This is a genomic window from Bacillus sp. GM2 (assembly GCF_056155945.1).
In genome coordinates, this window is record NZ_JBRKSZ010000007.1 from 455749 (window position 1) to 473345 (window position 17597).

Below are 17597 nucleotides of genomic sequence, written 5' to 3' on the forward strand. Positions count from 1 at the left end.
GCTTTGGAAAAAAAGACATACTATGTTTCGGTGCAAGATGGAATGATTTCGCAGAGCTCTGACGCTTCCCCGTGGGAATTTCAAATTTCGGCGACAGATGATGACATCATCATTTTAAGGGAATATTTTGATCAGCTGTATTCAGAAGACTGGGTCAACTTTTTCAGAGCTCACGTGCCTGCGGTCGAATATCACAATGACAGTGCAAATGATAAAATGGACGAACTGCGCAAAGACATTTACTCGATGCTTTACCGTCTGGGCAATGAAGAAACCAAGTCATTTATCAGTGAAAACGGCCTTGCCGAACTCAATTCAGCAGATTAAAAAATGCCGCTTTTGAAAAGCGCCCGCAGGCGCGGAGTCATCCAGCCTTGCCGCCTTCTCACTCAGGAATGGACAATGAAGTTCTTTAGGGAACGATAAAATTACTGAACTGAACTGGACAAAAACTCTACCGAAAGAACCAATATATGATATGATGAGTGGAAGAAGCAAGGAAACGGATAAGAGGGATTAGGATGTACGAATTTAAAGATTTTTACCGTAATACGGTTCAGCTTTCTTTTGAGAAGGAACCTTTTTCAAAAGAACCAAAGCATGTATGGGTGATCTGCCGTTACGAGGATCAATGGCTGCTGACAAATCATAAGGACAGGGGCCGTGAATTCCCCGGCGGCAAAGTCGAACCGAGCGAAAACGCTGAGGAAGCGGCTTTGCGGGAAGTGAAGGAAGAAACGGGCGCTGTCGTAAGAAAGCTGACCTATCTCGGACAATATAAAGTTCTTGGCAGGGAGAAAGTGATCGTCAAAAATATTTATTTTGCCGATATCGAAAAGATAGAAAAACAGCAGACGTACTATGAGACGAATGGTCCTGTTTTGCTGAAGAGCCTCCCGAAGGATATCGCAAAAAACAAAAATTACAGTTTTATTATGAAAGATTCCGTCCTGACGATCAGTCTTGAAAAGCTGAAAAAGGCCGGCATCATCAAATAAAAAGCCCTGCATTTGCAGGGTTTTTTCATGTTATACTCTGCCTTTCATCCACTTTCTTTCCAACAGCTCGACACCTTGATACATCAATGTTGCGAAGACGGCGATGATCAGGAGGCTCAGCATGACGAGGTTGAAATTAAAGACTTGAAAGCCGTAGATGATCATATAGCCGAGGCCTTGAGCCGATACTAAAAATTCTCCTACGATGACACCGACCCAGCTCAAGCCGACATTGACCTTCAGTGTAGATATGATCGTCGGAATGGAAGCGGGCAAAATGACTTCTTTGAAAATCTCGCGTTTCGTAGCGCCGAATGTTTTCATCACTTTTAAATAGTTTTCATCAATTTCTTGAAAGGACGTATAGACGACGATAGTCGTAATGATAACGCTGATGATGGCGCCCATTGCAATAATGCTCGTCAAGCTGGGGCCGATCGCAACGATGAGAATGGGACCCAGCGCCACTTTCGGCATCGCATTTAAGACGACAAGATACGGATCTAATATTTTGGAGAGCCTCGGGAACCACCATAAGAGGGCGGCTAGAAAAGTTCCAAGCAATGTTCCGGCCAGAAAGCCGAGGATGGTTTCAAATACGGTTACACCGATATGTCCCGGCAATGATCCGTCTCCCATTTTTTCGAGGAAAAGCGCCCAGACGGCTGAAGGAGAGCTGAAGATCAGCGGATCGATCCATGCCAGACGGCTTGCGGTTTCCCACAGCGAAAAGAAAACGATGAAAATCGCGATTTGAAAAAAGCGGACCCGCCTTTTTTCGGCCTGCTGCTCCTTTAAAAAAGCCTCATGAAGGAAGTCAACTTTTGGTTTCGGATGTTTGTTGTTCAAGGTCATTGAGCTCCTTCCATATGTTCTGAAAGAGGGGCTGAAATTCCGGTTCCTGCCTCGCTTCAAACGGTGTCAGCTTCCTGATCGGTTCAGGAACGGCAAATGTTTTATGGATAGTGCCCGGCTGCTTTGAAAATAGCAGAATCCGGTCGCTCATCGCTATCGCTTCACCGATATCATGGGTCACGAGCACCGCTGTTTTTTGATACGTCTTTAACGTGTTGAACACTAAATCTTCGAGGTTCAATTTTGTCTGATAGTCAAGGGCTGAAAAAGGTTCATCAAGCAGAAGGATATCGGGGTCGACAGCGAGAGTGCGGGCAAGCGCCGCCCTTTGCCTCATGCCGCCCGAGAGCTCTTTTGGATACTTTTTTTCAACCTCGTAAAGCCCGAATTTTTTCAGCAGGCCGAGAGCGGTTTCCTTCGTTTCCGGGCCTAGTTTTTTGGAAATGTGCAAACCGATTAAGACGTTTTCCTCAATGGTTTTCCAGGGAAATAAATAATCCTGCTGGAGCATATAACCGATGTGCCGATCCTTTCCATCAGGTGTGCGCCCTTCAACCAAGACGCGTCCTTCCGTGGGGGAAACGATGCCGGCGATGATCGATAAAAGCGTTGTTTTGCCGCATCCGCTTGGGCCGAGAAACGAAACAAATTCGCCTTTTTCGACTTCAATGCTGACGTTTTCCAGCGCCGCTGTTTTTTCCTTCAATGAAAAGTAAGTATGTGTGACATCCTGAACTTGCAGAAAAGACACTGCGGCCACCTCCTAGTAATTTTTTGTGACCTTTTCGGCGATCTTTGTATTGACCAGCTTTTGATGAGGGGTGCGCTTCGGCAGCTCGCCGGCTTCATCCATGATGGTTTGAAGCTGGTTCCATTCTTTTTCATCCAAAACAGGATCAAGAGCAAAAGACTGTTGTTGTTTATACCGTTCGATTGAAGATGCAATGATTGAAAGCTCGGTATCTTTAAAATAATCTTGAATGCTTTCGGCTGCTTCTTTTGCAGAGTGCGTCTCAACCCACTGCTGCGCTTTGTAAACCGCGCGGGTGAACTTTTCGACCGCTTCTTTGTTTTTCGTTAAATAGCTTTGTTTGGCCATAAAAGTTGTATATGGGATTCGGCCCGATTCTTTTCCGAAGGAGGCGACAATGCGGCCGATGCCTTCTCTTTCAAAAATGGATGCCTGGGGTTCAAATAATTGAACATAATCACCTGTACCAGATGCAAAGCTGTTTGCGATATTCGCGAAATCAATCGTTTGGATCAGATCCACATCCTTTTTAGGATCGATGCCTTTCTGTTTGAGGACAAATTCGCCTGCCATCTGCGGCATTCCGCCTTTGCGCTGGCCAAGGAACGTTTTGTCTTTCAAATCATCCCAGCTGAAATGCCCCGAATCGTTCCTGGAGACGAGGAAGGTTCCGTCCGTCTGGGTAAGCTGTGCAAAATTAATCACCGGATCGCTTGCGCCCTGGGCATTTACGTATATTGACGTTTCCGAGCCGACAAGCGCAATATCGGCGCCGTTTGACAGAAGGGCAGTCATCGTTTTATCTCCGCCCCAGGTCGTTTTCAGTTCAACATCAAGGCCTTCTTCTTTAAAAAAACCTTCAGATAAGGCGATATATAAAGGCGTATAGAAAACGGAACGGGTCACTTCCGCCAGACGGATCTTTTCGGTCTTTTGTCCGCCGCATGAAGCGAGGATAAACAGCATCATGATGAAGGATAATATGGTAAAAAAGAAACGCTTCAAACCGATTTCCCTCCTTTGATTTCGGTTATTTTCGGCATAAAATAGTTTATGTTATATACTAAACAGGTGTGAGGGACAGCTGCGGATTAAAAGAGGTGACGTGACGAATGTGGATAGAAAAAAGAAGGTTTCCATCGCCGAACAAAGAGGTGCGTCTGTTTTCCGTCACATACCTTTCACAAGGACTCAAGGTTAAGGGGCTTTTGGCCGAACCGGCCGCTCCCGGAAATTATGACGGGTTTTTGTATTTGCGCGGCGGAATTAAAAACGTCGGGATGGTCAGACCGGGCCGAATCGTCCAGTTCGCTTCACAGGGCTTTGTCGTTCTTGCTCCGTTTTACAGGGGCAATCAAGGAGGAGAAGGCGATGAGGATTTTGCAGGTAATGACCGGGAAGATGCTTTTGCCGCTTTTCGTCTTCTTCAGAAGCACGAACTGGTAAAGGACGGACGCGTTCACATTTTTGGCTTTTCCCGCGGCGGAATCATGGGCATCTTAACGGCAATCGAAATGAAAGCAGCGGCCGCTTCGTTTGTGTCTTGGGGCGGTGTCAGCGACATGGTCATGACCTATCGCGAACGAAAAGATTTGCGGCGGATGATGAAGCGGGTCATCGGCGGGACGCCTGAAAAGGTTCCCGAAGCGTATGAATGGAGGACGCCTTTTGACGAGCTGGAGAAGATTGAAGCGCCCGTGCTTTTGATCCACGGAGCAAACGATGAAAATGTCTCCATCGAGCATGCGCGGCGTCTTGAGCGTGAACTTCTGCAAAGGAACAAGTCTGTGGATACGTGGTATTTCAGCCAATATACCCACTATTTTCCTCCGCGCGAAAACAGGCGGATTGTTAGAGAATTATCCCAATGGATGAAAAGCCGTCCTTGGACAAGTTATGGTAAACTAAAGTAAAAGAGAAAAGGAGGGGGACTTTAGGTGGGAATGCCAGTTGAATTTAACACGATGATTGTGACAAAAGGAAAAGAAACGCGGGTTGAGGAAAATGTGTTTACACTCGAGAAAGAAGGTTATCGGGTTTACCCTCTTCATGTGCCGCTTGAAGTCAGAAAGACCAAGCGGGGCGACATTACCGGCACCGCGCAGGCGGAGCGCCTTGAATGGTCAGACGGACGGACTCATTTAACATACAGGCTCGTATCATTAAATTCCACGAATTAAAAAAAGCCAAGGCGCGGATAGCGTCCTTGGCTTTTCTGTATTATGCAGGCACATTTTCCTCTTTTCCGATTCCTTTTTTGGAAGTCAGCCTGTGAATCAGCATGGTGAGAGCGCCGTCTCCTGTTACGTTCGTTGCTGTGCCCAAGCTGTCCTGGGCAAGGTAAAGAGCGATCATCAACGATACGCTAGTTTCATTAAAGCCGAGCATCGACTGCAACAATCCGGCAGCGGCCATGACGGCACCGCCTGGTGCACCGGGCGCTGCGACCATTGTGACGCCAAGCATTAAAATGAACGGCATCATGACCGAAAAAGTCGGCGTTTGACCGTTTAGAATCATCACGCCCATTGCACAGCTTGTCAGTGTAATTGTGCTTCCTGACAAATGAATGTTGGCCAGGAGCGGAACGGCGAAGTCAGCCACTTTTTGGCTTGCCCCCGTTTTTCTGACTTGTCTCAGCGTAACGGGAATCGTTGCCGCTGACGATTGTGTGCCGAGCGCGGTGAAGTATGCCGGTGCTACGATTTTCAACAGCGACAGCGGATTTCTGCCGTTTGCAGCACCCGCAACGGAGTACTGAATCAAGAGTATGACAAGGTGAAGCACGATAATCATCACGAAAACTTTCGCAAATACGGATAGAATCGTCTGCACCTGACCGCCGAACGTCATATTGGTGAAAATACCGAAAATATGAACAGGCAGTAACGGAATAATAATATATGATATCAGCTTTTCAACGATCGTTTGAAATTCATCAAACGCGTTTTTTAATGTTTTTCCGGGCAGATAAGCGATGCCGATCCCCATGATGAAAGCAAAAATCAGTGCGCTCATCACGCTCATAAACGGCGTCATTTCAATGGTGAAAAATCCTGCTTGCAGTACTTCTTCCGGATTTTTAAACTCCTGCAGCTGATGGCCGGAAATGATCGCGGGAAGAAGGTTTGAACCGACAAGGTACGCCAGGAGGCCTGCAAAAATGGTTGACGTGTAGGCGATACCTGCCGTAATGCCGAGGATTTTTCCGGCGCCGCTGCCGATTTGTCCGATGCCGGGAATAATAAAAGCGATAATAATAAAAGGAATGACAAATTTAATGAAGCTTCCAAAAATATCATTGAAAGTAGCTGCCGTTTTGACGAACCAAAGCGGAGCAAAGCTTCCGACGATAACACCAAGAACAATTGCCGTAATGATCCTTGGCAGTAATCCAAATTTCATAGATGTGTCCTCCTGAAATATACAAATGTTTTTATAATATTAACATATGAAAGATTTCTTTTGTTAAAAATAAAAAAAGTCTGTATTTTCAAATAATAATACTTGCAAATTGGAATCGTTTTATCTGAGGCGGTGCTTGACTGTCATCTTGATCATTGCCCAGGAAATGGCATCGGCCGCTGATAGGCGAAGAGGTTTTCGATAAACTGGATCAGCGCAGAAGATCTGCGCTGATGCAAGCAGGCTGAGTTAAACGAGCGGTCCTCCGGCTTTTTCGATGTTTTCCGTATTGGAGAACTTTTTGAAATTCTGTTTGAATGCTTTCGCCAGGTGGATCGCTTTTTCCTCGTATTCGTTTTCATCTGTCCAAGTTTTGGCCGGGTCAAGCACTTGATCAGGCACACCCGGAACGTGGACAGGTGAATGAAGTCCGAAAATGCGGTCAGTCCTCATTTCGGCTTTATCCAGTTCTCCTTCTATTGCGGCCTGAACCATCGCTCTCGTATATGCGAGGCTCATTCTTTCCCCGGTTCCGTATCCGCCGCCGGTCCAGCCTGTATTGACGAGAAAGACGCCGACCCCGTGCTCATCGATTTTTCTTCCGAGCATTTCAGCGTACACATGTGCCGGAAGCGGGAGGAACGGTGAACCGAAGCAGGTCGAGAATGTGGCTTCAGGAGTGGTGATCCCGCGTTCGGTGCCGGCGAGCTTGCTTGTATATCCGCTCAGGAAATGATACATGGCTTGTTCTTTCGTTAACTTGCTGATCGGAGGAAGCACGCCGAAAGCATCTGCGGTCAAAAATACGATGGTCTGCGGGTGCGCTGCGATGCTCGGCTTGACGATGTTGTCAATCGCGTCAATCGGGTAAGCCGCTCTCGTGTTTTCCGTGTAGAATGAGTCGGAATAGTCCGGCTCTCCGGTTTTGCTGTCAACCACGACATTTTCGAGAACGGAACCGAAGCGGATCGCATTGTAAATCTGCGGTTCTTTTTCTTCGCTTAAGTTAATGCATTTGGCGTAGCAGCCTCCTTCAATGTTGAAAACGCCTGTGCTGGACCAGCCGTGTTCGTCGTCGCCGATCAGCTTCCGCTTCGGATCGGCGGAAAGCGTCGTTTTGCCTGTACCTGACAATCCGAAGAAGAGAGCAGTTCCGCCTTCCTCGCCAATGTTTGCCGAACAGTGCATCGGTAGAATGTTTTGTTCAGGCAGAAGAAAATTCATAATAGAAAAAATCGATTTTTTCATCTCTCCGGCATATTCGGTGCCTCCGATTAAGATCGTCCGCTTCTCAAACGACACGATGATAAACGTTTCAGATCTGGTTCCGTCAACGAGCGGATCGGCTTTGAAATGCGGAGCTGAAAGAATCGTAAACGGCTGTTCTTCAGGTTTTTTATCATGTTCTTCAGGTCTGATGAACAACTGTCTTGCAAACAGGTTGTGCCAGGCGAACTCGTTGACAACAGTAATCGGAAGCCGGTATTTTTCGTCTGCTCCTGCAAACCCTTCAAATACATACAATTCATCGCGTTCCTTTAAATAGCCGAGCACTTTTGCGTACAGCCGGTCAAAGGCGGCTTCTGAAATCGGCTGGTTTACTGCGCCCCAATCGATTTTGTCCTTTGTGCTCGCTTCTTCCACAATGAATTTGTCTTTTGGCGAGCGGCCGGTGTATGTACCGGTTGTTGCCCGCACGGCTCCGGAAGATGTCAAGACTCCTTCTTTGCGCTCAAGGATCTTTTCAACCAAATGGGGAACGGATAAGTTCATCTGAACGTTTTCGCCCGTTAATAGCGTTTGTAAGTCAGTTGTTAAATCTACAGAATTCATAAAAAACCTTCCTTTGCGTGTTTTTTAATGTGTATAACATTAATGTAGAATTAGTATAACACATTTACTCTTATAGTCTATACCGTTTCTTCATTTTTCGTTCGGGTTTTTTCTCGTAGGACAAGTTCAAATTTATTTCGGCCGATATTGACATAACAAGCCATTTTAAGATAAGATATTTCATTGAGCGGATACTCTTATCCCGAGCTGGTGGAGGGACAGGCCCAATGAAACCCAGCAACCGGTTTCTCTTATTAATGGAAAAAAACAGTTTCTGAGACAACTACGGTGCTAACCTGATGCAAGGTGTTCAATACCTTGAGCGATAAGAGTGAAAGGCACGCAATACCAGACCCTTTCCTCACCGAATAGGAAAAGGTTTTTTTATTGCATAAATCGAGATCCAAAAATTGCTAAAAAAACTACCTTCAGGAGGAAGGTACTGGGCGTTTTTCACAGGACGTGAAAGGTTTTAGCCGAGTATCAAGCAGGAGGAAGGTACTGGGCGTTTTTCACAGGACGTGAAAGGTCTAGCCGGGCAACCAGTCAGGAAAAATTCTGCTAAGGGGAATTTCGACTCAGAATCTCGTCAAGAATAGCATAATGGAAATTGTTTCAAAACGAGAGCGTATGAAGCCCGAGTATCGTCATATAATCAAGAGGGACGAGTTCCGTATCATACTTAAGATCACGGCTGATCTTCATATACAGGAGGAAACATAAATGAGCAAAAACCGTCGGTTATTTACATCAGAGTCAGTTACGGAGGGACATCCGGACAAAATTTGCGACCAGATTTCGGATAGTATATTAGACGAAATTTTAAAGAAAGATCCGAATGCCCGCGTTGCCTGTGAAACATCTGTGACAACCGGATTGGTGCTGGTAAGCGGTGAAATCACGACGTCCACATACGTCGATATTCCGAAAACAGTCCGCGAAACGATTAAAGAAATTGGCTACACACGTGCAAAATACGGTTTTGATGCCGAAACTTGCGCGGTCTTAACGTCTATAGATGAACAGTCTCCAGACATTGCAATGGGAGTCGACCAGGCGCTTGAAGCGCGTGAAGGAGCAATGAGCGACGCTGAAATTGAAGCGATCGGAGCCGGAGACCAAGGTTTAATGTTCGGTTTTGCCTGCAACGAAACAAAGGAACTTATGCCGCTGCCGATTTCGCTTGCCCATAAATTGTCTCGCCGTTTGACAGAAGTCCGCAAAGAGGAAATTCTGCCGTATCTGCGTCCGGACGGAAAGACACAGGTAACCGTTGAGTATGATGAGAACAACAAGCCGATTCGCATCGATACAATCGTCATTTCGACTCAGCATCATCCTGAGATTTCGCTTGAACAAATCCAGCGCAATCTGAAAGAGCACGTCATCAATCCGGTAGTTCCAAAAGAGCTGATCGATGAAAACACGAAATACTTCATTAATCCTACGGGCCGTTTTGTTATCGGCGGACCGCAGGGGGATGCCGGTTTAACAGGGCGCAAAATCATCGTTGACACCTATGGCGGCTATGCCCGTCACGGAGGCGGAGCGTTTTCCGGCAAGGATGCGACAAAGGTTGACAGATCTGCAGCTTATGCAGCGAGATATGTAGCGAAAAATATCGTCGCCGCAGGCCTTGCTGATTCCTGTGAAGTACAGCTTGCCTACGCGATCGGTGTCGCTCAGCCGGTGTCCATTTCAATCGATACATTCGGTACAGGCAAAGCGAGTGAAGAAACATTGATCGAAGTGGTTCGCAAAAACTTTGATCTAAGACCTGCCGGCATTATTAAAATGCTCGATCTTCGCCGTCCGATTTACAAACAAACGGCAGCTTACGGACATTTCGGCCGCCTCGACCTCGATCTGCCTTGGGAGCGCACAGACAAAGCAGATCAGTTGAAGAAAGATGCATTAGGAGAATAACAACCGCATAGCCGCTTTCATAAGCGGCTTTGTTTTTCGATGGCAAAAAGCGGGCGGATGTGAAACGTTTTTCTTTAAACACTTGTCTAATCAAGAAGCAGACTTTGATTTCTGCACGAAATTTAAAAAATCGGAGGCAATACTATGTGTGGATTTGTAGGGGTATTCAATCATCGCCCATCATCCGAGACAGCAGCCCAGGAAGAACTGATTAAACAAATGAATGAAATGATTGTACACCGCGGTCCGGACGATGATGGGTACTATCATGATGAGCATGTAGGCTTCGGATTTAGAAGACTCAGCATCATCGATGTGGAAAACGGAGGACAGCCTCTGTCTTATGAAGATGATTCCTATTGGATTATTTTTAATGGAGAAATCTATAACTATATAGAACTGAAAGACGAACTTATTTCAAAAGGATACGAGTTCAAAACCGATTCAGATACGGAAGTTTTGCTTGCGACTTACCGCCACTACAAACAGGAAGCCGCTTCCAAGCTGCGCGGAATGTTTGCTTTTTTAATCTGGGATAAAAAAGAACAGCTCCTATACGGAGCGCGCGATCCGTTCGGCATTAAGCCGCTCTATTTTACGAAAACGGACGGCCATGTTTATTTTGCGTCAGAAAGAAAGAGCCTGATGGCTGTTGATGCCGATTTGGAATTGAATGAAAAAGCGCTTCAGCAGTATACGTCATTCCAATTTGTACCGGAGCCTGAGACGCTTGACAAAAAGGTGCAAAAAGTAGAACCGGGCCATCAGTTTACTGTCCGCCCGGGCGAGGATATTCAATTTAAAACATACTGGAAAGTTCAATTCAAGCCTGTTCAGACCGAAGAAGACAAGCTTGTTCAGGAAGTAAGAGACGCGATCTTTGATTCCGTAAAAGTCCATATGCGAAGCGATGTGCCTGTAGGTTCCTTCCTTTCCGGAGGCATCGACTCTTCTTTTATCGTGTCGGTGGCGAAGCAATTCCATCCCAACTTAAAAACGTTTTCTGTCGGCTTTGAACATGAAGGCTTCAGCGAAGTTGACGTTGCGAAAGAAACCGCTGAAAGGGTCGGCGTGGAAAACTTCAGCGCGATCATTTCCCCTGAGGAATATATGAACGAGCTTCCAAAGATCGTCTGGCATCTGGATGATCCGCTGGCAGACCCTGCTGCGATTCCTTTGTATTTTGTCGCGAAGGAAGCGAAGAAGCAAGTTACGGTTGTTTTGTCCGGAGAAGGAGCAGATGAGCTGTTCGGCGGTTACAATATTTACCGAGAGCCGCTTTCATTAAAGCCGTTTGAGCGAATTCCGTCCCCGCTGAAAAAGATGCTTCTGCACGTAGCTTCAGCGATGCCGGAAGGAATGAAAGGGAAAAGCTTTTTAATGAGGGGCTGTACACCTCTTGAAGAGAGATATATCGGCAACGCAAAGATTTTTGAAGAAGGCATGAAATCAAAACTTCTTCGCCAGTATGACAGCAACCTCTCTTACTGTGACGTGACAAAGCCATATTTTGAAGAAAGCAAGTCCTACAGCGAAATCAACAAAATGCAGTATGTCGATATCCACACATGGCTGCGCGGTGACATTTTGCTGAAGGCTGACAAAATGACGATGGCCAATTCACTGGAACTCCGAGTTCCGTTTTTGGACAAAGTCGTATTTGAAGCGGCTTCCAAAATTCCGGAAGAGCTGAAAACGAAAAACGGCACGACAAAATATCTGCTTAGAAAAGCGGCGGAAGGCATCGTTCCAGATCATGTCTTAAACCGCAAAAAGCTAGGGTTCCCTGTGCCGATCCGCCACTGGCTGAAAAACGAAATGCATGACTGGGCCGTGAACATCATTAAAGAGAGCGAGACAGACGCATATATCCATAAAGATTACGTGCTTCAGCTTCTTGAAGACCACTGCGCCAACAAAGCGGATAACAGCCGCAAAATCTGGACGGTTCTCATCTTTATGATCTGGCACAGCATTTTTGTTGAAAAGCGCTTTGTACCGGAAGAACTGAACCATCAGCCAAAAGAGGTCATTATCGTTTAAGCCAAAAAAGAAGGTTTTCGTTAATCGAAAACCTTCTTTTTTTATGCCGGTTTTTCAGCTGATAAATCTGCAAGCACATGTTCACATTCGGAGAGGAGATTGTCAAAAATCACGTCCCACGACTGGGTAAGGGCATAGCTTCTCGCATCGTATGACATCCGTTTTTTTAACGGCACGTTGGAGAGGACGCGCAATATATTTTCGGTGAATGCATCCGGATTTCCAGGTTCGGAAAGTAGACCGTTTCTTCCATTTTGTATAAAGTCTTTCAGGCCGCCGGAATCTGCCCTGATAACAGGCGTCCCGCAGGCGAGCGCTTCAAGCGCGGAATTTCCGAAGGTTTCCGTCGGAGAAGGAAAGACGAAGAAATCTGAGCTCGCATAAATGCTTGCCAGCTCTTCTCCTTTGACATAGCCGGCAAAAGTCATGTTGAGAGGAGCTTGCTTCTCAAGCTCTTTTTTTAATGGACCGTCTCCGGCGATCAGCCAGTGGATGTCATCTTTCAAAGCGGGGTGATTTGCGATCTTGAGCAGCGTCTCCAAGTCTTTTTCAGGTGCAAGCCTTCCGACATAGCTGAGGATATAGGTTTCCTTTATGCCGTATCGCTTGCGGATGTGTTCGGTTTGATACGCCGGACTGAACAGCGAGCAGTCCACGCCGCGCTTCCAGATGGAGAGGTTCCTGAATTGTTTGGCTTTGAGCTGCATAAACGTTTCGCGCGAAGGGACGAAAACTTTTCGAAAATCTTTATGAAACCAGTGCATATATTTCCATAATAGTTTGGAAAACATTTGAAGATCATAATATGAAAGGTACTGGTCAAAATCGGTATGGTAAGAGCCTACGATGGGGATGTTCCATTTCTTCGCAAGCTTGAGCCCCGCCAGGCCGATATTAAAAGGAGTCGCAATGTGAATGAGATCGGGGTGGAATTCGCGGAGTTCTGATTTCATTTTGATGAGATTAGGAAGAGCGATTCTGCACTCGGGGTATAAGAAGAACGGCATGCTCGTAAACCGGCTGATGCGGCTCGAAAATTGTGTTTCATGCGTGCTTTCCGGCGCAAATACTTTATAGGGTATCCCGTTTTTTTCAAGATAATCCGTATACCTTTTCAGCGTTCTGGCGCAGCCGTTCACATCCGGTGTAAAAGTGTCCGTAAATATCGCAATTTTCATCGTGTCCCCTCCTGTTGGTGATGTGAAAATCAGTGACGCTTTGGAAGAAACGGCCGGCTTAGAAGACCATCGCCGACAAAGTTCCGACTGAAATCCCGAGGGCCGTGCCTGCCAGAACATCCGAAGGATAATGAAGACCGAGATAAATTCTGGAGAGTCCCACACTGATGCCTACCGGAATTAATAAAAGCGCGAGTATCGGAAAGAATATCATTAGCGGTGTAATGACGGAAAATGCCGCGGTCGTATGGCCGGATGGAAAAGAATGATCCTTGAGCGGATTTTGCAAAACCTGTGTTTCCTTTAGCGTTAAATACGGCCGCTTTCTCGGATACAGCTTTTTGATCAGCATGACTTGAAGGTGGCTGACCAAAAGCGCAAGGGCGCTGGCGATCCCCGCTGTACGAACACTTCCGGATCCGAACAGCAAGAGAGCCAGGCAGGCGGAAATCGTGCAGAAAGCCCCTCCCAAATGTGTTGAGGAACGAAAGTAACGGTTTAGTGTTTTTTGATGAAATAAGCTGTTCATACCGAGGAAAATCCGGCATTCAAAGTTGTAGATGCCGACCATCAGTTTATTCAAAAGTCATAACCCCCTTTACATGAATGGCTGCTTCATGTTTATTGTAAAAAATGAATGTTTAGCAAATGATAAGTATTTGTAAAGATTTCGGAAAAGAAAAAAGCCGCAGACGCGTGCGGCCGAAAAGGTTTTTGCTTAAATTATCGGTGGAAAAATGGTAAAGTTGTAGCAAAGCTAATCTTTTTTTTGCAAGGATTTGTAGTATTGTCCTTTTTCAATATATTCTTTGCGAATTCTTTCCATTTCCTGTTTATCTTTGTCGGTTAACGGGCGGATGACTTTAGCGGGCCTGCCGAAGGCGAGGTGCCCGGCCGGGATCTTTTTGCCAGGCGGGACAAGACTGCCTGCCCCGATAAAAGCGCCTTCCCCGACTTCCGCTTCATCAAGAAGAACCGACCCCATTCCGATAAGGGCATGCTTTCGTATCACGGAGCTGTGCAGTGTAACCTGATGGCCTACCGTCACACCGTCTTCAATCACGAGAGGGCGCTCAGGGCTTTGGTGCAGGCAGGAAAGGTCTTGAATGTTCACGCCTTTTCCGATCCTGACCGGGGCGACATCGCCGCGGATAACCGAAGAGAACCAGATGCTTGATTGCTCTCCGATTGTTACATCTCCGGTGATGACCGCGTTGTCGGCGATAAACGCCGTTTCATGAATAACGGGTTCCGTTTTTTTATAAGGGTAGATCATAGGTTTCATCCTTTCATTTATAAAATTGTGTGAGGTGGTCAGCATGTGGTGCATCGAAGCGGAAAGACCTGTTGCTTCAATCGTCATCATTCACGGTGCATGTGAGCATCACGGGCGGTATAAATGGCTGTCCGAAATGTGGCGTTCATCCGGGTTTAATGTCGTGATGGGGGATTTGCCCGGACAGGGAACTTCGACAAGAGAAAGAGGACATATACGCTCGTTTCAAGAATATATTGATGAAGTAGACAAATGGGTCGCCAGGGCGAAAGCATTTGAACTGCCTGTATTTATGCTCGGGCACAGCATGGGCGGCCTGATCGCGATCGAGTGGTTTAAGCAGCAGCAAAGCGGCATTGCCGGTCTCATTTTATCATCCCCTTGTCTCGGGCTGCAATTAAAGCCGAACAAATTTTTGGACTGGCTTTCCAAAGGGCTCAACGTTTTGGCTCCGTCCATGCGGTTTGAATCCGGGATCACGCCTGATAAAGCGACGAGAAACAAAGAAGTCATCGAAATGGACATCAACGATTCATTATATATCACAAAAGTTTCTGTCAGATGGTATCAAGAAATGTTAAAAGCGTTGAAAAGCGCGATGGAGCCGACGGACGCCTTTCTCAACATCCCGCTCTTTGTCATGCAGGCGGGCACAGACTGGCTTGTTGACAAAAAAATGGTCGTCAAGTGGTTTAACGAGCTTGCTTCTTACAATAAGACGTACAGGGAATGGGAGGGCTTATACCACGAAATTTTTAATGAGCCTGAGCGGGAAGACGTTTTTAAAGCGGCCAGAGCGTTTGCGGAACAGTATATGACATAATGGAGGTGCATTCTTTGGCAGTACCGGAGCATCCTTTTGGATTAATGGCTAAAGTATACAGAGAGGTTTTTCCTCTTGTTCATCAGGAATTGGACAAGTGGAAACGAAAAGCTGAAACGATTCAAAATCCCGAGCTGAAAACGCAGGCGAAAGCCAGCATCAGGGATAAAACCTTTCACTGTGAAGGCGGCGGCATTATGGCCCTCCTTTCAGGCGACAAAATCGACAAGTCGATCCGGTTTATTACGGCGTATCAGACGATAAGTGACTATCTCGACAATCTATGCGACCGGAGCACCTCGCTTGACCCGGATGATTTTTCCATGCTTCATCAGTCGATGAAAGACGCGCTGACCGTCGGGGCTGAATTAAAGAACTATTACCAGTTCAGGGAAGACCAGGATGATCAGGGCTATTTGCACGACTTGGTGAAAACGTGCCAAGGCGTGCTTGCGGAAATTGAGAACTATGATCTGATCAAGCAGCATCTGCTTGAGCTTTGCAGCTACTATTGCGATCTGCAAGTTCATAAACACGTCGTGGAGCATGAGCGCGTTCCCCGGCTCGAAGCTTGGTTTGAGAAATATAAATCGGCCTTGCCGAAAATGGAATGGTACGAGTTTTCAGCCTGTGCGGGTTCAACGCTCGGCATCTTCTGCCTCGTATCGTATTCCGTCCGTCCCGATTTTACTGAATCGATGGCCGGAAAGATCCGCGACAGCTATTTTCCGTACATACAGGGACTGCATATCCTGCTCGATTATTTAATTGACCAGGAGGAAGACTTAATTGGCGGAGATTTGAATTTCTGCACGTATTACCCATCGCATTCAGATATGATGGATAGGCTCGAATATTTCATCGAAATGGCGGATGAACATCTGCGCGGGATTCCGCACGAAAACTTTCACCGTTTGATCAACAGAGGTCTTCTGGGGGTTTATTTATCAGACGATAAGGTCGCGGGTCAAAAGGAAATCGGCCGGCTGGCGAAGCGCCTCATTAAAGCGAGCGGAAAAACTTCCTACTTCTTCTATATCAACGGCAGGGCATACCGCAAAATTCAAAAAATGCCGTGGATGAAAAGCTCGTAAAGAAAAGCTCAAACCGTTCATCGGCTTGAGCTTTTGCCGTTTACAAGCTTTCCGTCCGGTATTGTTTTTCAAGTACAAAACGCTTATTATACCGGAAGCTTTTTTCCCATTTTGAAACAACGATGCAGGCGACAGCATGACCCGGCACGTTCACGCCTGTTCGCGCCATGTCCATCACGCGGTCCACTCCCGCGATAATCGCGACTCCTTCAGCGGGAAGGCCGACTGCGTTGGCGGTAGCCAGAAGGACGACGAGCGAACCAGATGGCACGGCGGCGATCCCTTTGCTTGTCATCACTAGCACGAGCATCATGAGCAATTGCTGTGAAATGCTCATGTCTATATTGAAAGCCTGCGCCAAAAAGATACAGGCGACCGATAAATATAGGCTGGAGCCGTCACAATTTAGAGATAAGCCTGAAGGAACCACAAAGGAAACGACCCGTTTTGGGCAGCCGTATTTCTCCATGCGGTCCATCAGCTGCGGCAAGACTGTTTCTGTGCTCGTCGTGGAGAACGCGATCAGAAACAAATCCCAAATCATTTTCAGGACTTCGAAGTATTTAATTTTAAAAATAAGACCGACGATCGGAAATAAAACAAAAAGAACGAGAAACAGTCCGAGAAAAACAGTGCTGACTAATTTTAACATAGGAAGCAGGAGCTCGATGCCGTATTGCCCGACGGATGCGGCCATAAGAGCAAGCACGCCGATAGGGGCTGTGACCATCACCATCTGCGTCAGCTTGAACATGATATTGGCAACAGACTCAAAAAATTTCATGACAGGTTCTGAGGCTTTGCCGATCCCGGCAGCTGCAACGCCGAACAATATCGCAAAGAAGATCACGGCGAGCAAATCATTTCTGGCCATGACGTCAACGATGTTGGTAGGAATGATATCGAGGATCATTTGTTTAATATCGACCACTTTTTCCGTGTAGCCCGAGAGTTCGTCGATATCCTTTTTGGCCAAATGGGAAAGGTCAAGGCCGACGCCGGGCTTTAACACATTAGCCAAAAGCAGCCCGAGTCCTAGCACGAACGTCGTAATCACTTCAAACCAAATAATCGTCTTGATGCCGAGGCTGCCCATTTTTTTCATGCTCCCGCTTCCGGCCGCTCCGATGACAATTGTAGAAAAAACGATTGGAACGACGATCATTTTGATCAAGCGGATAAATCCGTCTCCGACGGGGCGCAGCGCCATTCCGAAATCAGGGAAAAAGTGTCCGATCACTGCTCCAATGGCGAGTGCGATCAAAATTTGATAAGCGATAAATTTTTTCAAAGCGAAATCCCTCCGTATTTTACATGAGTTTTCAATAATTTCGTGACAAAGAGTGAAACACCTTTTCTTTTTAGAAAATTGCGAAAAATTTCTTATATTTTATTTTGATATCGCTTACATTATG

17 protein-coding genes and 1 riboswitch are annotated in these 17597 nt (G+C 46.6%); of the genes, 8 read left to right on the plus strand and 9 right to left on the minus strand.

Going from position 1 to position 17597, the window contains the following annotated elements; translation table 11 throughout:
• The first annotated feature begins 3 nt into the window (after positions 1 to 3).
• Together ACVC9U_RS03325 and ytkD are read left to right on the plus strand one after the other, a co-directional pair.
• The gene (locus ACVC9U_RS03325; RefSeq protein ID WP_003184604.1) at positions 4 to 327 is read left to right on the plus strand and encodes a hypothetical protein; all 324 of its coding nucleotides are present in this window, start codon (positions 4 to 6) and stop codon (positions 325 to 327) included.
• Between the two features lie 194 nt (positions 328 to 521).
• Positions 522 to 998: an RNA deprotection pyrophosphohydrolase gene (gene ytkD / locus ACVC9U_RS03330; protein WP_003184602.1), complete on the plus strand. Its 477-nt coding sequence runs from the start codon at positions 522 to 524 to the stop codon at positions 996 to 998.
• Between the two features lie 30 nt (positions 999 to 1028).
• Here ytkD and ACVC9U_RS03335 read toward each other — a convergent pair whose 3' ends face one another.
• From ACVC9U_RS03335 to ACVC9U_RS03345, 3 genes are read right to left on the minus strand one after another with little or no spacing between them, the layout of a single operon-like run.
• Positions 1029 to 1853 carry an ABC transporter permease gene (locus ACVC9U_RS03335; protein WP_009329424.1) on the minus strand — a complete coding sequence of 275 codons (825 nt, stop codon included), beginning with the start codon at positions 1851 to 1853 and terminating at the stop codon, positions 1029 to 1031.
• Positions 1816 to 2604, minus strand: a complete 789-nt coding sequence (locus ACVC9U_RS03340) for an ABC transporter ATP-binding protein (RefSeq protein ID WP_003184598.1) — start codon at positions 2602 to 2604, stop codon at positions 1816 to 1818. Before ACVC9U_RS03340 ends, ACVC9U_RS03335 begins: the two co-directional genes overlap by 38 nt.
• Before the next feature lie 12 nt (positions 2605 to 2616).
• Entirely contained in the window at positions 2617 to 3609 is a 993-nt protein-coding gene (locus ACVC9U_RS03345; protein ID WP_003184596.1) for an ABC transporter substrate-binding protein, read from the minus strand.
• Positions 3610 to 3716: 107 nt separating this feature from the next.
• On the opposite strand from ACVC9U_RS03345, the gene ACVC9U_RS03350 reads away from it, so the two are divergent.
• Complete coding sequence (locus tag ACVC9U_RS03350) at positions 3717 to 4517, plus strand: alpha/beta hydrolase family protein (RefSeq protein ID WP_441390121.1); 801 nt, start codon at positions 3717 to 3719, stop codon at positions 4515 to 4517.
• A gap of 24 nt (positions 4518 to 4541) precedes the next feature.
• Positions 4542 to 4784, plus strand: a complete 243-nt coding sequence (locus tag ACVC9U_RS03355; protein WP_009329422.1) for a DUF2584 domain-containing protein — start codon at positions 4542 to 4544, stop codon at positions 4782 to 4784.
• A 40-nt stretch (positions 4785 to 4824) separates the two neighbouring features.
• Here the strand turns inward: ACVC9U_RS03355 and ACVC9U_RS03360 are convergent, their stop codons facing one another.
• A complete protein-coding gene (locus ACVC9U_RS03360) occupies positions 4825 to 6009 on the minus strand; it encodes a dicarboxylate/amino acid:cation symporter (protein ID WP_003184590.1) in 1185 nt (394 codons plus the stop codon).
• Between the two features lie 249 nt (positions 6010 to 6258).
• Positions 6259 to 7842 carry a phosphoenolpyruvate carboxykinase (ATP) gene (gene pckA, locus ACVC9U_RS03365; RefSeq protein ID WP_003184588.1) on the minus strand — a complete coding sequence of 528 codons (1584 nt, stop codon included), beginning with the start codon at positions 7840 to 7842 and terminating at the stop codon, positions 6259 to 6261.
• Between the two features lie 194 nt (positions 7843 to 8036).
• Positions 8037 to 8174: riboswitch (SAM riboswitch) on the plus strand.
• Positions 8175 to 8565: 391 nt separating this feature from the next.
• Here pckA and metK point away from each other — a divergent pair.
• On the plus strand, positions 8566 to 9768 hold the full coding sequence (gene metK / locus ACVC9U_RS03370; protein ID WP_003184586.1) for a methionine adenosyltransferase: 1203 nt from the start codon (positions 8566 to 8568) through the stop codon (positions 9766 to 9768).
• Between the two features lie 144 nt (positions 9769 to 9912).
• Complete coding sequence (gene asnB / locus ACVC9U_RS03375) at positions 9913 to 11811, plus strand: asparagine synthase (glutamine-hydrolyzing) (protein WP_075751871.1); 1899 nt, start codon at positions 9913 to 9915, stop codon at positions 11809 to 11811.
• A 41-nt stretch (positions 11812 to 11852) separates the two neighbouring features.
• Here asnB and ACVC9U_RS03380 read toward each other — a convergent pair whose 3' ends face one another.
• From ACVC9U_RS03380 to ACVC9U_RS03390, 3 genes are all read right to left on the minus strand, one after another.
• On the minus strand, positions 11853 to 12989 hold the full coding sequence (locus tag ACVC9U_RS03380) for a glycosyltransferase family 4 protein (protein ID WP_441390122.1): 1137 nt from the start codon (positions 12987 to 12989) through the stop codon (positions 11853 to 11855).
• A 58-nt stretch (positions 12990 to 13047) separates the two neighbouring features.
• Positions 13048 to 13572 carry a phosphatase PAP2 family protein gene (locus ACVC9U_RS03385; RefSeq protein WP_145652214.1) on the minus strand — a complete coding sequence of 175 codons (525 nt, stop codon included), beginning with the start codon at positions 13570 to 13572 and terminating at the stop codon, positions 13048 to 13050.
• Between the two features lie 174 nt (positions 13573 to 13746).
• A complete protein-coding gene (locus ACVC9U_RS03390) occupies positions 13747 to 14265 on the minus strand; it encodes a gamma carbonic anhydrase (RefSeq protein ID WP_075751874.1) in 519 nt (172 codons plus the stop codon).
• Positions 14266 to 14308: 43 nt separating this feature from the next.
• Here ACVC9U_RS03390 and ACVC9U_RS03395 point away from each other — a divergent pair, with 43 nt between their 5' ends.
• Positions 14309 to 15088, plus strand: coding sequence for an alpha/beta hydrolase (locus ACVC9U_RS03395; protein ID WP_075751875.1), 780 nt, complete (start codon positions 14309 to 14311; stop codon positions 15086 to 15088).
• Between the two features lie 14 nt (positions 15089 to 15102).
• Positions 15103 to 16182 (plus strand): tetraprenyl-beta-curcumene synthase family protein, encoded by a 1080-nt coding sequence (locus tag ACVC9U_RS03400; protein WP_075751876.1) that lies wholly within the window; start codon positions 15103 to 15105, stop codon positions 16180 to 16182.
• A 40-nt stretch (positions 16183 to 16222) separates the two neighbouring features.
• On the opposite strand, the gene gltP is transcribed toward ACVC9U_RS03400, so the two are convergent.
• Positions 16223 to 17473 carry a glutamate-aspartate/proton symporter GltP gene (gene gltP / locus ACVC9U_RS03405; RefSeq protein ID WP_075751877.1) on the minus strand — a complete coding sequence of 417 codons (1251 nt, stop codon included), beginning with the start codon at positions 17471 to 17473 and terminating at the stop codon, positions 16223 to 16225.
• Positions 17474 to 17597: the final 124 nt, after the last annotated feature.

Bases quoted from the DNA above. Each gene is read 5' to 3' on its own strand.
- metK (WP_003184586.1), top strand. From the start codon at position 8,566: ATGAGCAAAAACCGTCGGTTATTTACATCAGAGTCAGTTACGGAGGGA.
- ACVC9U_RS03360 (WP_003184590.1), bottom strand. From the start codon at position 6,009: ATGAAATTTGGATTACTGCCAAGGATCATTACGGCAATTGTTCTTGGT.
- ACVC9U_RS03335 (WP_009329424.1), bottom strand. From the start codon at position 1,853: ATGACCTTGAACAACAAACATCCGAAACCAAAAGTTGACTTCCTTCAT.
- ytkD (WP_003184602.1), top strand. From the start codon at position 522: ATGTACGAATTTAAAGATTTTTACCGTAATACGGTTCAGCTTTCTTTT.
- ACVC9U_RS03390 (WP_075751874.1), bottom strand. From the start codon at position 14,265: ATGATCTACCCTTATAAAAAAACGGAACCCGTTATTCATGAAACGGCG.
- ACVC9U_RS03395 (WP_075751875.1), top strand. From the start codon at position 14,309: ATGTGGTGCATCGAAGCGGAAAGACCTGTTGCTTCAATCGTCATCATT.
- ACVC9U_RS03350 (WP_441390121.1), top strand. From the start codon at position 3,717: ATGTGGATAGAAAAAAGAAGGTTTCCATCGCCGAACAAAGAGGTGCGT.
- pckA (WP_003184588.1), bottom strand. From the start codon at position 7,842: ATGAATTCTGTAGATTTAACAACTGACTTACAAACGCTATTAACGGGC.
- asnB (WP_075751871.1), top strand. From the start codon at position 9,913: ATGTGTGGATTTGTAGGGGTATTCAATCATCGCCCATCATCCGAGACA.
- ACVC9U_RS03380 (WP_441390122.1), bottom strand. From the start codon at position 12,989: ATGAAAATTGCGATATTTACGGACACTTTTACACCGGATGTGAACGGC.